Below are 14,638 nucleotides of genomic sequence, written 5' to 3' on the forward strand. Positions count from 1 at the left end.
CGAGACGAGGTCACCGTTGGCGGTGCACGTAAGCCCATCGGTTCGCGAATGATCCACGGACCTCGGTCAGCAGCCGCCGCGCGAGGGCAATGCCGTCGTACCCGAAACACTCGATCGTGATTCCTGGGTTCCCGAACACGACACTGCTCGCCACGTTCATGTCGCCGGCGAGGGCAACTGCTCCACACTGGCCGCACGTGAACACCGGTTCTGGGCCGGACATCCAGTCGCCGAGGTGCGAGATGTCCTCGTCGGCGATTTCGCTGTCGCACTGCCAGCAGCGCGGACCTTCCATGTCGCTGACCGCGTCCCACATCGAGTCCTCGACGGAGCAGAGGATCGCGCTTGACGGTGCGCTCCTCCACGTCGACGTCGACTCACGGAACGAGTCCGCGTGCGCACCGAGGGCATCCGGCCCGTTCGCGGACGCCGATCGGACGCTCCAGCCGGACGCGCGGAGCCAATCGTTCACGTCGGCAGCCATTCGTCGCTGATCACGCTCGGCGATGTCGAGGGCGACGATGAGTTCGGTGTGTTCACTCATGGTTCGATCCTCGCAGACGGGTCGTTCCCGGCAGAGTGGAAGCATGACCTCGACGACGAGCAGCCTCGCCAACCTCCGCCCCGTCGGCGGTACCGCCCTCCAGGCCGACCACCCCCGCACCGTGTACCGGGCGAACACCGAACCGGTGGGGCCGGACGCCTACCCGCCCGGTCTCGCCGCGGTGGTCGACCTCCGCCGAGTCGACGAGACCGCCGCCGTGCCGCATCCGCTCGCGGCGTCGCCGGGTTACCTCGGTGTCCCGATGTTCGATCCGTCGTCGGGGCTCGAGTCGGCAGCCGAGGCGATCGCCCTCGAGGACCAGTACATCGACTGGCTCGACCGGCACCGCACCGGGATCGCCGAAGCACTCCGCGCCGTCGCTGCCACCGACGGCGACGTGCTGGTCTGCTGCTCGGCCGGGAAGGACCGCACTGGGATCGTCAGCGCGCTGCTCGCACGGCACTGGGGCGCGGACATCGACGCGATCGGTGAGGACTACGCCATGAGTGCGGACCGGCTCGTCGACCGCTTCGCGCGGGAACGCGCAGCGAGCGCCGACCCCGAGGCCACCGCGATCGCGCAACGGTGCGTGCCGGAGATCATGACCACGGTCATCGACCACGTCGAGCGTCGCTGGGGTTCGGTCGATGCGTACCTGCGGGCGATCGGCCTGCAGGACGACGAGATCGCGCGCCTCTGATCGCGACGCTGGTCGCGTTCTGGACGTGACCACGCACTGGAGGCGCGGTGCGGGTCCGACCCGCCCCGCGCCTCCAAGCAGATGGTCGCGTCAGCGACCCGTTGGTTCCGTCGGCGACGTCACCAGGCGTAGTCCTCCGGCGAGGTCTTGTGCCCCGGGAAGATCTCGTCGAGCCGGTCGAGCGCACGCTGGTCGAGGCGGATGTCGACGGCGCGGACCGCGGACTCCCACTGCTCCATCGTGCGCGGGCCGGTGATCGGCGCGGTGACGCCGGGCTGGTGCAGCAGCCACGCGAGGGCGAGCTCGCCGGGGGTGTGGCCGAGCTCCTTCGCGAAGGACTCGTAGGCCTGGAGCTGGTCACGGTGCGAGTCGACGTACTCGGCACTGCGGCCGGAGAGGCGACGCGAGCCGTTCTCGGTCTTCTCGATCACGCCGCCGAGGAGGCCGCCCTGCAACGGGGACCACGGGATCACGCCGAGTCCGTAGTGGCGGGCGGCGGGGAGGACCTCGCGCTCGACGTCGCGGACGACGAGGTTGTAGATCGACTGCTCGCTGACGAGGCCGAGGAAGTCGCGGTGCTTCGCGGCTTCCTGCGCCTGGGCGATGTGCCAGCCGGCGAAGTTCGACGAGCCGACGTAGAGCACCTTGCCCTGTGCGACCGCGAGTTCCATGGCCTGCCAGATCTCGTCCCAGGGGGTGTCCCGGTCCACGTGGTGCATCTGGTACAGGTCGATGTGATCGGTCTGCAGGCGGCGCAGCGAAGCGTCGAGCGACTGGCGGATGTTGTACGCCGAGAGCTTGCCGCCGTTCGGCCAGTCGATCATCTCGCCGTAGACCTTGGTGGCGAGGACCGTCTTCTCGCGACGTCCGCCGCCCTTGGCGAACCAGCGGCCGATGATCTCCTCGGTGGCGCCCTTGCCCACCGAGCCGCCGTAGCCGTTGGCGGTGTCGAAGAAGTTGACGCCGAGCTCGTGGGCCCGGTCCATGATCGCGTGCGAGTCGTCCTCGCTGGTCTCCGGGCCGAAGTTCATCGTGCCGAGCACGGCGCGCGAGACCGACAGCCCTGTCCGTCCGAGGTGTGTGTAGTCCATGAGACGGGTCTACTCGTGACGCGCTGCGGGCGCCAGGCCCTGGGAGTACCGGTCGAGGGGTGGGGAGTAGTCAGGGGGTACCACTCGAGAGGAGCAGTCATGCCAGCCAAGGACGAGATCCCCAGCACCCTGCAGCGGTCACCGGAGCACGCGCAGGAGGTCTTCGAGAAGACACTGGACTCGGCGAACGAGACGTACGGCCCGGGCGAGCGGGCGCACCGCACGGCGTTCGCCGCCGTGAAGCACGAGTACGAGAAGGTCGGCGACCACTGGGAGGAGAAGGAGTCCTCCGGGCCGTCCGACTCCGGTGCCGCTGGCTCCCGCGGTTCCGGTTCGCGTTCTTCGGGGAAGACCGAGGGCGGCGTCGACGCGAACGCCTCGAAGGCGCATCTGATGGACGTCGCGAAGCGGCTCGACGTCAGCGGCCGCTCGAAGATGACCAAGGACGAGCTGGTCGAGGCGATCGGCAAGGCGAACGACCGCGCGACCGCAGCGGCGCGGAAGTGATGCGGTGGTCTCCATTCCCCCATCGGCATGCGGCGGTGGAATGAGGGGGTAACGTGCCGACGATGAACATCCCAGCACTCCGCGGCAGCCGGATCCTCGGGTTCGGACACCACCAGCCCGAACGCGTCCTGACCAACGACGAGCTCTCGACGATGGTCGACACGAACGACGAGTGGATCCGCACCCGCACCGGGATCCAGACGCGTCGGATCGCCGGGCCCGACGACACCGTGACGTCGATGGCGATCGAGGCCGGACGCCGCGCCCTCGCCGACGCCGGCGTGTCACCCTCGGCCGTCGGACTCGTCATCGTCGCCTCCACCACCCACCAGGACCGCGCCCCGTACACGGCAGGTCGGGTCGCCGCCGCTCTCGGCATGACGAACGGCCCGGCGCCGATCGACATCAACACCGCGTGCAGCGGTTTCGAGTACGCGCTCGGGCTCGCCGACCAGTCCATCCGCACCGGTTCGGCCGACGTCGCGCTCGTCATCGGGTCCGAGGTTCTGTCCGGTATCGCCGACTGGACCGACCGGTCGACGTGCGTACTCGTCGGTGACGGGGCCGGTGCCGCCGTGCTCGGGGTCGCCGAGACGCCCGAGATCGGCCCGGTGTCGTGGGGGAGCGTGCCGCACCTGCTCGACGCCGTCCGTGTGGAGGGTTCGCCCGGGCGGTTCAACCAGGAGGGCCGCTCGATCTACCGTTGGGCCATCACCGAGGCCGAGGGGCACGCCCGCAAGGTCGTCGAGGCCGCCGGGCTGTCGATGGACGACATCGAGGTGTTCGCGTTCCACCAGGCGAACCTGCGGATCATCGAGCCGCTCGTCACCGCGCTCGGCGGCGAGTCGAAGTTCGTCATCCGCGACGTCGTCGAGTCCGGGAACACCTCGGCCGCGAGCGTGCCGCTCGGGCTGTCGAAGGCGTGGGAGCGTGGCGACCTGCCGGAGGGGGTGCCGGCGCTGCTGTTCGGGTTCGGTGGTGGGTTCGCCCATGCCGGGCAGGTCGTGACGACGCCGGTGCGGTCCTTCTGAGGCGCAGTTGCACGAACGGCCCGGGCTCGGCTGCTGAGCAACCGCGCCCGGGCCCTGCTCGGTCGTCCCGCTAACGCTTCGCGCGGGGGCCGTCGTGGCCCGGTTCGGTCCAGAGGTCCTGGTCCTTGCCCGCGCCGCGCTTCCACGGCAGGGCACGCCGGGTCTTCTCGGCAGCCGGTGTGACCGTCAGCACGATCGGGAACTCCGCCGGCGGCATGCCGAACCCCGTCCGCGACGCCTGGATCACCTTGCGCCCCAGGGCGTGGTTCCCCAGACCGCCGACGGCCGCTCCGATGCCGAACGGGAGCGCGCGGCCGAGCACCGAGCCGCCCTGTCGGATGGCGAAGCGCTTGATGAACTGGTCACGGACCTGTCCGCCGATGCCGTTGACGACCTGCTTCGGCAGCGAGGACGTCACCATCTCGCCCCAGAACGCGGTCCGGGCCTGACCGCCGGCGGCCTGTCCGGCGAGCTGCTTGATGAGCTGCGTGCCCGGTGCGCCGAGGATCATCGCCATCACCAGGGTGCGGGCGCGCTCCGGGTCGTCCAGTGCGATGCCGTGCACCTCGGTCACCGACTGTGCGAACAGGGCGGTGGTCTCCAGGAACCCGACCGTCTCGGCGCCGCTCAGTCCGAGCGCAGCGGCCATCCCGACCCCGGGGATCACCGCACTCGCACCGACCGCGGCACCGCCGGTCGTGACGGCGGCAAGGTACTGCCGCTCGAGGATCTGGATCACCTCGGCGGGGGTCGCGTCGGGCTTGCGGCGACGGATCGCGTTGACGTGCGCGACCACGACGGGGCGTTGCACACTGATGACCCGATCGAGCCACTTGGCCCAGCCCGAGGGCTGGACCTGCTGCGTTCGGGGGTCGGAAGCGGTGGGGGAGACCGGTGCGGTCGGCAGGGGCACGATCGACTGGTCCTTCGGGGCGCGGGCCATGCGATCACCGTACGCCGCACACGTGAGAGGCTCGCTGGATGGACACCGACCCCGCGCAGCGAGCACTCGACGACGCCCGTCGTGCGGCCGGGTTCCTGACCGTCCGGCAGGTGGCCGCCCTCGCGCCCGAGGTCCGGGTGCTCGATCCCGCGTCCGTCCTGGTCGGGGTGGGCGTGTCGGTCCTGCCCGGCGTGGAGCTGTACCCGTCCACGACGCTCGAGACCCGGCACGGTGGGGTGATCACGCTGGCCGCCGGTGCCCGCCTGGGCCCCGGACCCGTGACCGTCGTCGCGTCGGCGTCGGCCGTGCACATCGGCGAGGGTGCCGAACTCGGCCCGGGCCCGGTGACCATCGTGGCTGACGGGTCCGACGTCGTCATCGGTGGTCGGGCTCGCCTGACGGCAGGGTGTCTCGTCGAGGGGCCGGCGCGGATCGGCGAGGGCGCGCAGGTGCTCGGAGCGGTTTCCGTGCGCGACGTCGAGCTCGAGGACGGCGGCGACCACCGCGAACCCGACCCGGACCACCGCGGCGGCGTGGTCAAGGGCACCGGGCCGGTCCGTGGTGTCCGCGTGGGACTCGGTGAGGTCGTGGTCGGTGGGGTGGCGCACGCCGGTGAAGCGTCCGATCGGCCGAGGATCGAGCGTCAGCGCACATACCACCCGGATGCGCCGCGTCTTCCGCGCTGATCGCCGAACACGCAGCCTCAGCACGGGACACCCGCCCGCCGGAGAGCAGCCCGCACCCGGTCGGGCTGCATCAGGTCGGACCACGAGAGTCGGACGACCACACGGACCTCGGGGAACGACCGGATGAAGTCCTCACGACGTTTCTCGCGCCAGTGCGCGTCCGCGGTGGATCGCCCGTCGAGCAGCGCCGGGTCCTCGTACTTCGCGCGGCCGTCGACCTCGACCACCACGCCCTGGTCGGGGAACCAGAAGTCCACGATCGCCGTGGCCGATCCGGCCCGGGCGAACACGTGCTGCTGCACCGGCTCCGGCACGCCGAGTTCGCGGAAGCGGACGCGGCACACCGACTCCGCCGGTGACCCCGACAGCGCCGAGCCCATCCCCACGGCGATCCCTGCCTTGTCGTGGCCCGTGGGCCCCGTCGCGGCGAGTTCGTCGAGCAGGACCTCGGGCAGGAGATGCCGATCGTGGAGCGCCTGGTCGATCATCGGCAGCGCGAACTCGAGGGTGGACGAACCCGCGATGTCGACGAGGGTCCGTGCCAATGACGTGACGGGCGCTCCGTCGATCTCCGCGGGGGTGGTCGCGGGCAGGCCGGCCCACCGTGCGTTGGGCGTCGGCTCGCGGACGAGCGGTCCGGGATGGAGCCGCAGATGTGCTGACGTGTCGGAGCGTTCGCGGCGCGGATCGACCACGTCGACCTTCGCCGGAGGGGCATGGACGAAGGGGAGTCCGTGCACGGCAGCCGCAGCCGAGCGCGCGAAGGCCCTCGGCGCGTGGATCATCGGCGCGGTTGCGCGCACCAGGAGCAACAGGTGGTCCTCGGGCCGGAGTCCGACGACCGACGACGGGGAGACCAGGACCCCCGGACGTACCGCGACCAACTCGCCCCGACGGACCCGGCGTTGCAGTGCCCGGCGTTCGGCGCTGGGCTTGCCGGTCGTGCGGATGAGGGGGATGGTGCGTGCGCGGTCGTCCATGGATCAACCATCGATCGCCGGGACCGACCACGGGGCGACGGTGAGCCGATCTGTGGATGACGAACCGCGCCTCCAGGCTGTGGAGGGATGACGCGGACGCAACTTGCGACGATGTCGATGTCGTACGACGGCGACTCTGTCGCTGTCACGCGTGCGCAACTGTTGCAGACGCGGAGGTGCGACAGCACCGATGTCGTACGACGTCGACAGTGTCGTTCCGCGTCGACCGGGCCCGCCCCCGCCCCCCACCTACACCCGCGCGAGCTCCGCCCGCAGCGGCAGGTCCTGCTCCTCGAGGATGACCTGCGCGCCCACGGCCGTCCGGGCGTTCACGACGATCGGCGCGAGCAGGTTCACCGTGGTGCCGGACGCTCCGGGGTTCGCGACCACGAGCAGCATCGCGTCGGCGGGGTCGGTCAACCCGAGCCCGGCGGCCTGCTCGTCGGTGAGCTCCGGCGCGTACGACGGCAGGTGCACCGCCGCGTCGAGCAGGAACAGCCGTGCGTCGTCGCCGACGAGCGTGAACAGCCCCTCGGCGCCGTCGACCGGCGAGAGCTCGAAGGCTGCGGCGGGAGCGAGCCCGAACGGCGGGACGGCGAAGGTCAGGGAGATGCTCATCGGAGGTAGTCCATCAGGGTCGGCTGCAGGACCTTCGCGGTGACGGCGAGGGCTGCCTGGTAGTTGGTCTGCTGCACCTGCAGGTCGAGGACGGCCTTCGCGAGGTCGACGTCCTCGATGTCGGCGCGGCGGCTCTCGAGCGAGACGGTCGCGGACTTCAGCGAGTCCTGTGCCGCGAGGGCGGCTGCGTGCCGGACGCCGACGTCGGCCTGGGCGCCGCGGACGGTCCCGAGCGCCGTGTCGACGTCCCCGATGCGAGCGTTCACGTTCACCCCGTTCTGCAGGTCGCTGACGATGGAGTCGATCATGCCGAACACCGAGTCGTCGCCGGAGCCGAAGACCGCGGCGCCGGAGGTGTCGACCCGCACCGTGGTGCCGTCGCCGACCCGACGGGACACGTCGGTGCCCGATGCCGCCCAACCCGTCGCGGGGTCGTAGGCGACAGCGGCGGTCGACGATCCCGCGAACACCGAACGGGTGCCGTAGGTCGTGTTGGCGCGTGCCTCGAGGTCGGCCTTGAGCGACCGGAACTGCGTGACGAACGCGTCGCGGTCGGTGTCGCTCATGGTGCCGGAGTTCGCGGCCCGCACCGTGAGGTCGCGGACGTTGTTGAGCACCGAGTACACGCCGGACAGCGCACTGTCGGTGGTCGCGAGCCACGCCGCGGCGTCGTTCGCGTTCCGCGAGTACTGCGCGGCTGCGGCCTGCTCCTTGCGCACCTGCATCGACGACGCGGTGCCGACCGGGTCGTCCGAGGGCTTCTGGATCGCACGCAGCGTCGTGGCCTGGTCGGTGAGCTCGGCGACCCGCGCGGCACCGGCCTGCAGCCGGGCCGAGGCGGCCGCCATCGACATCTGGGTGGTCACACGGGTGATCACGATCAGCCCCTCCCGACGAGTCCGACGCGGTTGATGATGGTGTCGAGCATCTCGTCGACCGCGGTCAGGACGCGCGCCGCGCCCTGGTACGCGTGCTGGTAGCTCAGCAGGTTGACGTTCTCCTCGTCGAGGTCGACGCCGGCGCTCGACTGCTGCTGGGTGCGCGCGTTGGTGAGCGCGAGTCCGGTCATCGTCGATTCCGACGTGGCCGACCTGGAGGCGGTGCCCACCCCCGCCACGAACGTCGCCCAGACCTGGTCGGCGCCGTCCGACGACGCCCCGAGTCGCGCGAGCGCGTCGGCGAACGAGTCGTCGAGTTCCCCCGCCGCGTTCCGCGTCGCCAGCCCACCGGCGTCCGTGGGGACGACGCCGAGTGCCTGGGCGGCGGGGACGCCGGCCGCCAGGGAGAAGAAGGGGGCGCCGGTGGTGCCGTCCGGGGTGGTCCCGGCGGCGTGCAGGGCGTTCACGGTCGTGGCGAGCCGGGTGGCCACCGCGTCGTAGGACGCGGAGGCCTCGGCGAGTGCGCCGCCGGTGCCGGTGCCGGACGCGGGTGCGAGGACCGCGAGGGCGCCACCGATCGACCCGCCGCCCAGTCCGACCGCCCCGGCCGTGCCGGTGGTCCAGGTCAGGGTGACCGCGGTGCCGTCGGTGAGACGTTCGCCGCCGCCGAGGGCGACCGAGCGGGCGTCGGTGCCCTGCACGAGCGGGTTGCCGCCGAGGAGCACGTCGACCGTGCCGTCGGCGTTCGTCCGGGTGGTGCCGCCGGCGAGCGTGGCGATCTGCTGCGTGAGCTGGTCGCGCTGGTCGAGCAGCTCGTTGGCGTTGCCGCCCGAGGCGAGCGCGGTGCGGATCTGGCCGTTCAGGTCGGCGACCTGCTCCGCGGCGCCGTTCAGCTGGGCGACCTGCCCGGTCAGGGTGCCGCGCACCGAGGACCACTGCGCGTCGACGGCCTTCGAGCCGGCGGCCAGGGCGGCGACGACGGTGCCCGCGGACCCGAGCACGGCACTGGCGGCACCCGGGTCGTCGGGGTGGCTGGCGAGCTCGCTCCAGGACGACCAGAACGCGTCGAGCTTGGCGCTCAGGCCGTCCTTGCCGGGCTCGTGCAACCCGGTCTCGAGGGCGGAGAGCGTCGTGGCGCGGGCATCGGCGTAGGCCGAGGAACCGGCGGCGACTCGGACACCGGCGTCGAGCGTCAGGGACGCCAGGCGGGCGATGCCGTCGACCGAGACGCCCTGGCCGGCGAGGGCCGCGGTGCCCCGCATGAACCCGGTCTGGGTCGCGGGGATCGAGTTCTGCGTGACGCGCTGCCGCGTGTAGCCCGCGGTGCCGGCGTTCGCGATGTTCTGGCCGGTGACGTCGATGCCGGCACGGGCGGCTGCGAGGCCGGAGTAGGCGGTCGCGAGGGATCCGAAGGTGCTGACCACGGTGTTACAGCGTCCCCTCGAACAGGCGGGCGCCGTCCTGGCCTGCGCCGGACGTGCCACTGGCGTCGTAGGTGGCGGCGCCGGTGACGGTCCCCGCCAGGGTCTCCTCGGTGGCCTGGGCGGCGGCACGGAGGAACCGGTCGTTCTCGTCGCGGAGGGCACCGATCTGGGTGGTCAGCTCGACCATCGCGGTGAGGTGTGACGACAGGATCTCGCCCCACGGCCCGTTCGGTGCCGCGGCGACGACGTCGCGCAGGGGAGCGTCGGCGGCCACGCCCCACTCCTCGGCGACCTCGGCGCTCTGCGCGGCGCGCTCGAGACCGGTGCTGCGGAGCCGGTCGAGGACCTGCTCGACCTCGCGGCTGGCGTGCGACACCCAGCGGGAGCGGCCCGCGGTGAGCAGGAGCTGTTCCTCCTCGAGCTTGAAGGTGAGCAGTTCGAGCAGCTCGCGTTCGCGCCAGAGCACGGCGGACAGGTCGTTCACGCTCATCAGCTCCTCCCAGGTGGTGGTTCGTCGGGGTGGTCCCCGGTCCGTCATCCTGCGGACACCGGGACCTATCGACTCCGTGACCGCGACCGTAAGCCCCGGCGGCCGAGTGCCGTCCCCCGTACTCGTCGACTCTGTGACCCGATGACCCCCGTCGGGGGACAAGAACGAGCGTTCCCGACCCCGGGTCCCCCCAAATGCCGACCCGAAACGGGGCCTGACACCCCCGCACTGGGGACGGTTGTGCACCTGTTCAGCGCATTGCCAGCCGATACATTCAGAACGCACCCCGGGGGACACCCGGAACCGCTCGGGAACGATGCGGGGTGCACCGCTCGGAGGGACCCGGGCGGGTCTTCGGCGTACGCACCGGCCATCCGAGGCCGGCGTCCGTCGCGCCCACGGACGGGTGAGCCGACACACGTCAGGTCGACCAGGGGAACAGCATGGACCGCACCGAACGCAACGCGATGATCGTGGAGCACCTCCCGCTCGTGGGCTACATCGTGGCCGACGTCCGCTCCCGGGCGACGCACCTGGACCGCGACGACCTCGCCGCCGTCGGATCGCTCGCTCTCGTCGCAGCCGCCGAGGCCTTCGACCCCACCCTCGGCGTGCCGTTCGGCGCCTACGCCCGCACCCGGATCGCCGGTGCGCTGGCCGACGACATGCGCTCGGCCGACTGGGCCTCCCGCGGCACCCGGAAGCGGATCCGCGAGACCCTGGCAACGCAGGAGGCCCTGTCCGCACGCCTCGGTCGGAGCGTCGGTGCCCAGGAGATCGCCGATGCCATGGGCGTCGACAAGCAGACCGCCGTCGACGCGATGAGCGACGCCGCCCGGACCGTCGCGCCGCTCGACGAGACCGTGCACGACCTCGTCGCCGCGGACCTGCCGCTCCCCGGGGACGACCTGCTCGAGACCGAGAAGCGCCGGTACCTCCGCGCCGCGGTCGAGGCCCTGCCGGAGCGGATGCGCTTCATCGTCGAGGCCGTGTACTTCGGCGACCGCTCGGTGACCGACGTCGCCGCCGAGCTCGGCATCACGCACTCGGCCGTCTCGCAGCAGCGGTCCGAGGCGATGCGCCTGCTCCACGACGGTCTGGCCGCCCACTACGGCGACGGCACCACCGTCGAGCCCGCGAGCCGCACCACCGCGGCCCGCCGCAGCGCCTACCTCGCCCGTGTCGCCACGAACGCCGCCGCCGGTGTCGCCCGTGCCGTGCACGACGCCGCGTCCGGCCCGGCCGTCGCGGCGAGTTGAGACGTCGGCGGAAACTTCTCCGCCGATCCCCTAACGACTCCCGGCAACCGGCCGAGAGTCATCCATGTCAGCCCACGGACGGGCCGACGCACGACCCACATTCACGGAGGAAACCACCATGGGTATGTCCATCAACACCAACCTCTCGGCACTCAACACGTACCGGAACCTCAACGCGACGCAGAACGACCTGTCGAAGTCCCTCGAGAAGCTCTCGACCGGCCTCCGCATCAACCGTGCTGCCGACGACGCTGCCGGTCTGTCGATCTCCGAGGGGCTGAAGTCCCAGGTCGGTGGCCTCACGGTCGCCGCCCGCAACGCGCAGGACGGCATCTCCGTCGTGCAGACCGCTGAAGGTGGCCTCACCGAGACCCACTCGATCCTCCAGCGCATGCGCGACCTGGCTGTCCAGGCCGGCAACGACTCGAACAACGAGGACTCGCGGAAGGCGATCACGACCGAGGTCGGTCAGCTCCAGGAGGAGCTGCAGCGCATCTCGGACTCGACCAACTTCAACGGGATCAAGCTGCTCGACGGCGAGGCCTCCACCACGGCGGCCGGTCCCGGTACCGGCAAGCTGACCTTCCAGGTCGGCGCAGACGGCTCCGACGCCAGCAAGATCGACGTCGACCTCACGGGTGCGAACGTCTCGACGGTCGCCAAGGCAGTCAAGGAGCTCGACTTCACCACGGGCGACAACGCTCGCCTCGCGGTGACCGAGCTCGACGCGCAGATCAAGTCGGTCTCGGAGGCTCGTTCCAACCTCGGTGCGGTCCAGAACCGCTTCGACCACGCCATCAACGTGACGAACGTGGCCAAGGAGAACCTCACCGCTGCCGGTTCGCGCATCACCGACGTCGACATGGCGCAGGAGATGGTCAAGTACACGCGCGACAACATCCTCAGCCAGGCCGGCACCTCGATGCTCGCGCAGGCGAACCAGAGCACCCAGGGCGTGCTCTCGCTCCTGCGCTAGCCATCACGACGTCCGTCCTCCGGGCCCGATCGGGTGTCCCGGAGGACGGACGCCACCATCCTGACCACCTCCACGACGCCAGGGAGTGTCGACGATGTCCTCGTCCGTGTCCTCGAGCAGCAGCCTCGCGATCGACGGTCTGGTCAGCGGTCTCAAGACGACCGACCTCATCAACTCGCTGATGAGCGTCGAGGGGGTCCCGCAGACCCTGCTCAAGAACAAGCTCATCACCACCAACTCGTTCATCTCGTCACTGCAGACGCTCAACGGGTTGATCCAGGGGCTCGCCACGAAGGCCACGGATGCCGCGAAGGCCTCGTCGCTCGACCTCTTCGCCGCGACGAGCACCGCGCCGACCGTCACCGCCGTCACCGGTACCGGGGCGACCGCCGGCTCCATCAGCTTCACCGTCGGTTCGACCGCCTCGGCACAGGTCGGGGTCACGGCCGCGATGTCGACGTGGTCGACCGGTGCGCAGCCGATCACGATCGTCGGCGCGGACGGCAAGTCGACCACCGTGACGCCGGCGTCCGGTTCCCTCGACGACGCCGTGTCCGCCCTGAACAAGTCCGGTGCGGGCGTCACCGCGACGAAGGTCTCCGCCGGCACCGACGCCGACGGCAGCAAGCTCTACCGCCTGCAGCTCACGTCCGCCACGACCGGGGCGGCCGGCGGCTTCCAGGTGTACCGGGGCGGCGCCGACGACGTGGCAGCGGGCACCGCGACGAACGTCCTCACCGAGACCGGTGCCGCCGTCGTCACCACGGCGACCGACGCCAGCGTCACTCTCTGGGCCGGCACCGCCGCCGCGCAGTCGGTGACGAGCGCGACGAACACCTTCACCGGGCTCGTCCCCGGGCTCGACGTCACCGTGTCGAAGGCCACCACCGAACCCGTCACCGTGACGGTCGCGCAGGACACCACCAAGGCCCAGTCCGTGGCCTCCGGGCTCGTCGACGCGATGAACGCGGTCGCCGCCTACTACAAGACGAACACCGCGGTGTCGAGCTCGACCAGCGCGACGTCCGGCACCACGACGACGAAGGCCGGCGTCCTGCTCGGCGACGGTGCGTCCCGCGACGCCGTGCAGCGGCTCACGAGCACGATGTCCGCCCCCGTCGACGGCAAGTCGCCGTCGACGATCGGGATCGTGATCACGAGGGACGGCAGCTTCACCTTCGACCCGGAGGTCTTCCAGAAGGCACTCGCCGCCGATCCGAAGGCCACCCAGGCGATGCTCTCCGGCGTCGCCGCGAACGTCGGTGCCGCGGCCAGCGCCGCCTCCGACAAGTACGACGGCTCCGTCACCACGTCCATCACCGGGCAGCAGGCCGTCGCCAAGGACCTCAACACCCAGATCGACAGCTGGACCGACCGGCTGACGAGGCGCCGGGCCGCGCTGCAGACCCTCTACTCATCCCTCGAGACCAGCCTCAGCAAGCTCCAGTCGCAGTCGAGCTGGCTCGCCGGCCAGCTGGCCTCGACGTCGAGCTGACGGGAACGACCATGACCTTCGACTTCCAGGCAGCCGCCTTCCGCCAGGCCGCCCAGCCGCGCACCGTCACCGACCAGCGTCGCGCCCAGTACACGAACGAGGCCGTGCTGTCGGCGACGCCGGCCCAGCTCGTGACGATGCTCTACGACCGGCTGCTGCTCGACCTGCACCGTGCCGAGGCCGCGCAGGTCGCCGCCGACTGGGAGGCGGCCCGCGAGCAGCTCCTGCACGCCCAGGCGATCGTCGGTGAGCTCTCGAGCACCCTCCGGATCGACGTCTGGGACGGCGGCGAGGGTCTGCTCGCCGTCTACAACTACGCCTCCACCTCGCTCATCACGGCGAACGTGCACCGCGACGTGCAGGCCACCCGTGACTGCATCCGGATCCTCGAGCCGCTGCGTCAGTCGTGGCACGAGGCAGCCGCGTCGCTGCCCGCGACGCCCACCACGCAGCAGCCGACCGGGGGAGCCCTCGGTGTCGCCTGATCCGTCCGCAGAGCTGTCGCCTGAGCAGCCGGACGGACGAGCCGCATGGGAGGCCCTGCTCACCTCCCTGGAGCACGACGCCGCCGGGCAGGCGGCCGACTCCACGGCCGTGGCCGGGTGGTCGGAGCCGGCCGGGCTGGGACCGCTGCCGCGGGACCTGGTGGGACGGGCCTCCCGGCTGCTCGCCGCGCAGCGGGACCGCATGACGGTGCTCGAGGCGGACCGCCGCTCGACGCTGGAGCACCTCGGTGCCCTGCGCGTCGTCGAAGCCACGCGCGAGCCCCGCGGCTCCGTGTACCTCGACGCTTCCGCCTGACCCGCGCCCGCGGGCGACGATGTCGTCGTCGTACGACGGCGACCCTGTCGCTTCCGCGCCCGTGCAACTGCCCGCGTGCGCAACCGGCAGCGTCTGCACGGAGCGACGATGTCGTCGTCGTACGACGACGACCCGGTCGCTTCCGCGCCCGTGCAACTGCTGGCGCGCGCAACGGGCGACGTCGTCGTTGTCGTACGACGGCGACCCTGTCGCTC

17 protein-coding genes are annotated in these 14,638 nt (G+C 71.3%); 9 read left to right on the top strand and 8 right to left on the bottom strand.

What is annotated here, in order from left to right; translation table 11 throughout:
• Positions 1–10 precede the first annotated feature (10 nt).
• Positions 11–616 carry a hypothetical protein gene (locus tag HQQ79_RS08470; RefSeq protein WP_216852344.1) on the bottom strand — a complete coding sequence of 202 codons (606 nt, stop codon included), beginning with the start codon at positions 614–616 and terminating at the stop codon, positions 11–13.
• Here HQQ79_RS08470 and HQQ79_RS08475 point away from each other — a divergent pair.
• Complete coding sequence (locus HQQ79_RS08475; protein ID WP_173033684.1) at positions 588–1,244, top strand: tyrosine-protein phosphatase; 657 nt, start codon at positions 588–590, stop codon at positions 1,242–1,244. The genes HQQ79_RS08470 and HQQ79_RS08475 overlap by 29 nt on opposite strands.
• Positions 1,245–1,363: 119 nt before the next feature.
• Here the strand turns inward: HQQ79_RS08475 and HQQ79_RS08480 are convergent, their stop codons facing one another.
• Positions 1,364–2,335, bottom strand: a complete 972-nt coding sequence (locus HQQ79_RS08480; protein WP_173033686.1) for an aldo/keto reductase — start codon at positions 2,333–2,335, stop codon at positions 1,364–1,366.
• Positions 2,336–2,434: 99 nt separating this feature from the next.
• Between HQQ79_RS08480 and HQQ79_RS08485 the strand changes: the two genes are divergently transcribed.
• The gene (locus HQQ79_RS08485; protein WP_111057211.1) at positions 2,435–2,842 is read left to right on the top strand and encodes a ChaB family protein; all 408 of its coding nucleotides are present in this window, start codon (positions 2,435–2,437) and stop codon (positions 2,840–2,842) included.
• A 62-nt stretch (positions 2,843–2,904) separates the two neighbouring features.
• On the top strand, positions 2,905–3,873 hold the full coding sequence (locus HQQ79_RS08490; RefSeq protein WP_027465501.1) for a beta-ketoacyl-ACP synthase III: 969 nt from the start codon (positions 2,905–2,907) through the stop codon (positions 3,871–3,873).
• A 70-nt stretch (positions 3,874–3,943) separates the two neighbouring features.
• Here the strand turns inward: HQQ79_RS08490 and HQQ79_RS08495 are convergent, their stop codons facing one another.
• Positions 3,944–4,816, bottom strand: a complete 873-nt coding sequence (locus tag HQQ79_RS08495; protein ID WP_216852345.1) for a hypothetical protein — start codon at positions 4,814–4,816, stop codon at positions 3,944–3,946.
• Positions 4,817–4,854: 38 nt separating this feature from the next.
• On the opposite strand from HQQ79_RS08495, the gene HQQ79_RS08500 reads away from it, so the two are divergent.
• Complete coding sequence (locus HQQ79_RS08500) at positions 4,855–5,502, top strand: hypothetical protein (protein WP_173033688.1); 648 nt, start codon at positions 4,855–4,857, stop codon at positions 5,500–5,502.
• 17 nt (positions 5,503–5,519) lie between these two features.
• Here the strand turns inward: HQQ79_RS08500 and HQQ79_RS08505 are convergent, their stop codons facing one another.
• The 5 genes from HQQ79_RS08505 to HQQ79_RS08525 all read right to left on the bottom strand — a co-directional run bounded on the left by HQQ79_RS08505 (position 5,520) and on the right by HQQ79_RS08525 (position 9,892).
• Positions 5,520–6,482 carry a hypothetical protein gene (locus HQQ79_RS08505; RefSeq protein ID WP_173033690.1) on the bottom strand — a complete coding sequence of 321 codons (963 nt, stop codon included), beginning with the start codon at positions 6,480–6,482 and terminating at the stop codon, positions 5,520–5,522.
• Positions 6,483–6,731: 249 nt separating this feature from the next.
• Positions 6,732–7,100, bottom strand: a complete 369-nt coding sequence (gene fliW, locus HQQ79_RS08510) for a flagellar assembly protein FliW (RefSeq protein WP_027465503.1) — start codon at positions 7,098–7,100, stop codon at positions 6,732–6,734.
• Complete coding sequence (locus tag HQQ79_RS08515; RefSeq protein ID WP_173033691.1) at positions 7,097–7,978, bottom strand: flagellin; 882 nt, start codon at positions 7,976–7,978, stop codon at positions 7,097–7,099. Before HQQ79_RS08515 ends, fliW begins: the two co-directional genes overlap by 4 nt.
• Positions 7,979–7,980: 2 nt before the next feature.
• Positions 7,981–9,402, bottom strand: coding sequence for a flagellar hook-associated protein FlgK (flgK, locus tag HQQ79_RS08520; protein ID WP_173033693.1), 1,422 nt, complete (start codon positions 9,400–9,402; stop codon positions 7,981–7,983).
• Between the two features lie 4 nt (positions 9,403–9,406).
• Complete coding sequence (locus HQQ79_RS08525) at positions 9,407–9,892, bottom strand: flagellar protein FlgN (protein WP_027465506.1); 486 nt, start codon at positions 9,890–9,892, stop codon at positions 9,407–9,409.
• Between the two features lie 443 nt (positions 9,893–10,335).
• On the opposite strand from HQQ79_RS08525, the gene HQQ79_RS08530 reads away from it, so the two are divergent.
• From HQQ79_RS08530 to HQQ79_RS08550, 5 genes are all read left to right on the top strand, one after another.
• Positions 10,336–11,151 (top strand): sigma-70 family RNA polymerase sigma factor, encoded by an 816-nt coding sequence (locus HQQ79_RS08530; protein ID WP_027465507.1) that lies wholly within the window; start codon positions 10,336–10,338, stop codon positions 11,149–11,151.
• 118 nt (positions 11,152–11,269) lie between these two features.
• Positions 11,270–12,127 carry a flagellin gene (locus HQQ79_RS08535; protein WP_216852346.1) on the top strand — a complete coding sequence of 286 codons (858 nt, stop codon included), beginning with the start codon at positions 11,270–11,272 and terminating at the stop codon, positions 12,125–12,127.
• A 106-nt stretch (positions 12,128–12,233) separates the two neighbouring features.
• Positions 12,234–13,622 (top strand): flagellar filament capping protein FliD, encoded by a 1,389-nt coding sequence (fliD, locus tag HQQ79_RS08540; protein ID WP_367948078.1) that lies wholly within the window; start codon positions 12,234–12,236, stop codon positions 13,620–13,622.
• An 11-nt stretch (positions 13,623–13,633) separates the two neighbouring features.
• Positions 13,634–14,107, top strand: a complete 474-nt coding sequence (gene fliS, locus HQQ79_RS08545; RefSeq protein WP_027465510.1) for a flagellar export chaperone FliS — start codon at positions 13,634–13,636, stop codon at positions 14,105–14,107.
• Positions 14,097–14,423: a hypothetical protein gene (locus HQQ79_RS08550; RefSeq protein WP_173033698.1), complete on the top strand. Its 327-nt coding sequence runs from the start codon at positions 14,097–14,099 to the stop codon at positions 14,421–14,423. Before fliS ends, HQQ79_RS08550 begins: the two co-directional genes overlap by 11 nt.
• Positions 14,424–14,638: the final 215 nt, after the last annotated feature.

It is taken from the genome of Curtobacterium sp. VKM Ac-2852 (genome assembly GCF_013205045.1).
Taxonomy (GTDB): Bacteria; Actinomycetota; Actinomycetes; order Actinomycetales; family Microbacteriaceae; genus Curtobacterium; species Curtobacterium flaccumfaciens.

Excerpts from the sequence above, each read along its gene's own strand:
- HQQ79_RS08475 (WP_173033684.1), top strand. The coding sequence starts at position 588 with ATGACCTCGACGACGAGCAGCCTCGCCAACCTCCGCCCCGTCGGCGGT.
- HQQ79_RS08480 (WP_173033686.1), bottom strand. The coding sequence starts at position 2,335 with ATGGACTACACACACCTCGGACGGACAGGGCTGTCGGTCTCGCGCGCC.
- HQQ79_RS08485 (WP_111057211.1), top strand. The coding sequence starts at position 2,435 with ATGCCAGCCAAGGACGAGATCCCCAGCACCCTGCAGCGGTCACCGGAG.
- HQQ79_RS08490 (WP_027465501.1), top strand. The coding sequence starts at position 2,905 with ATGAACATCCCAGCACTCCGCGGCAGCCGGATCCTCGGGTTCGGACAC.
- HQQ79_RS08495 (WP_216852345.1), bottom strand. The coding sequence starts at position 4,816 with ATGGCCCGCGCCCCGAAGGACCAGTCGATCGTGCCCCTGCCGACCGCA.
- HQQ79_RS08500 (WP_173033688.1), top strand. The coding sequence starts at position 4,855 with ATGGACACCGACCCCGCGCAGCGAGCACTCGACGACGCCCGTCGTGCG.
- HQQ79_RS08505 (WP_173033690.1), bottom strand. The coding sequence starts at position 6,482 with ATGGACGACCGCGCACGCACCATCCCCCTCATCCGCACGACCGGCAAG.
- fliW (WP_027465503.1), bottom strand. The coding sequence starts at position 7,100 with ATGAGCATCTCCCTGACCTTCGCCGTCCCGCCGTTCGGGCTCGCTCCC.
- HQQ79_RS08525 (WP_027465506.1), bottom strand. The coding sequence starts at position 9,892 with ATGAGCGTGAACGACCTGTCCGCCGTGCTCTGGCGCGAACGCGAGCTG.
- HQQ79_RS08530 (WP_027465507.1), top strand. The coding sequence starts at position 10,336 with ATGGACCGCACCGAACGCAACGCGATGATCGTGGAGCACCTCCCGCTC.
- HQQ79_RS08535 (WP_216852346.1), top strand. The coding sequence starts at position 11,270 with ATGGGTATGTCCATCAACACCAACCTCTCGGCACTCAACACGTACCGG.
- fliS (WP_027465510.1), top strand. The coding sequence starts at position 13,634 with ATGACCTTCGACTTCCAGGCAGCCGCCTTCCGCCAGGCCGCCCAGCCG.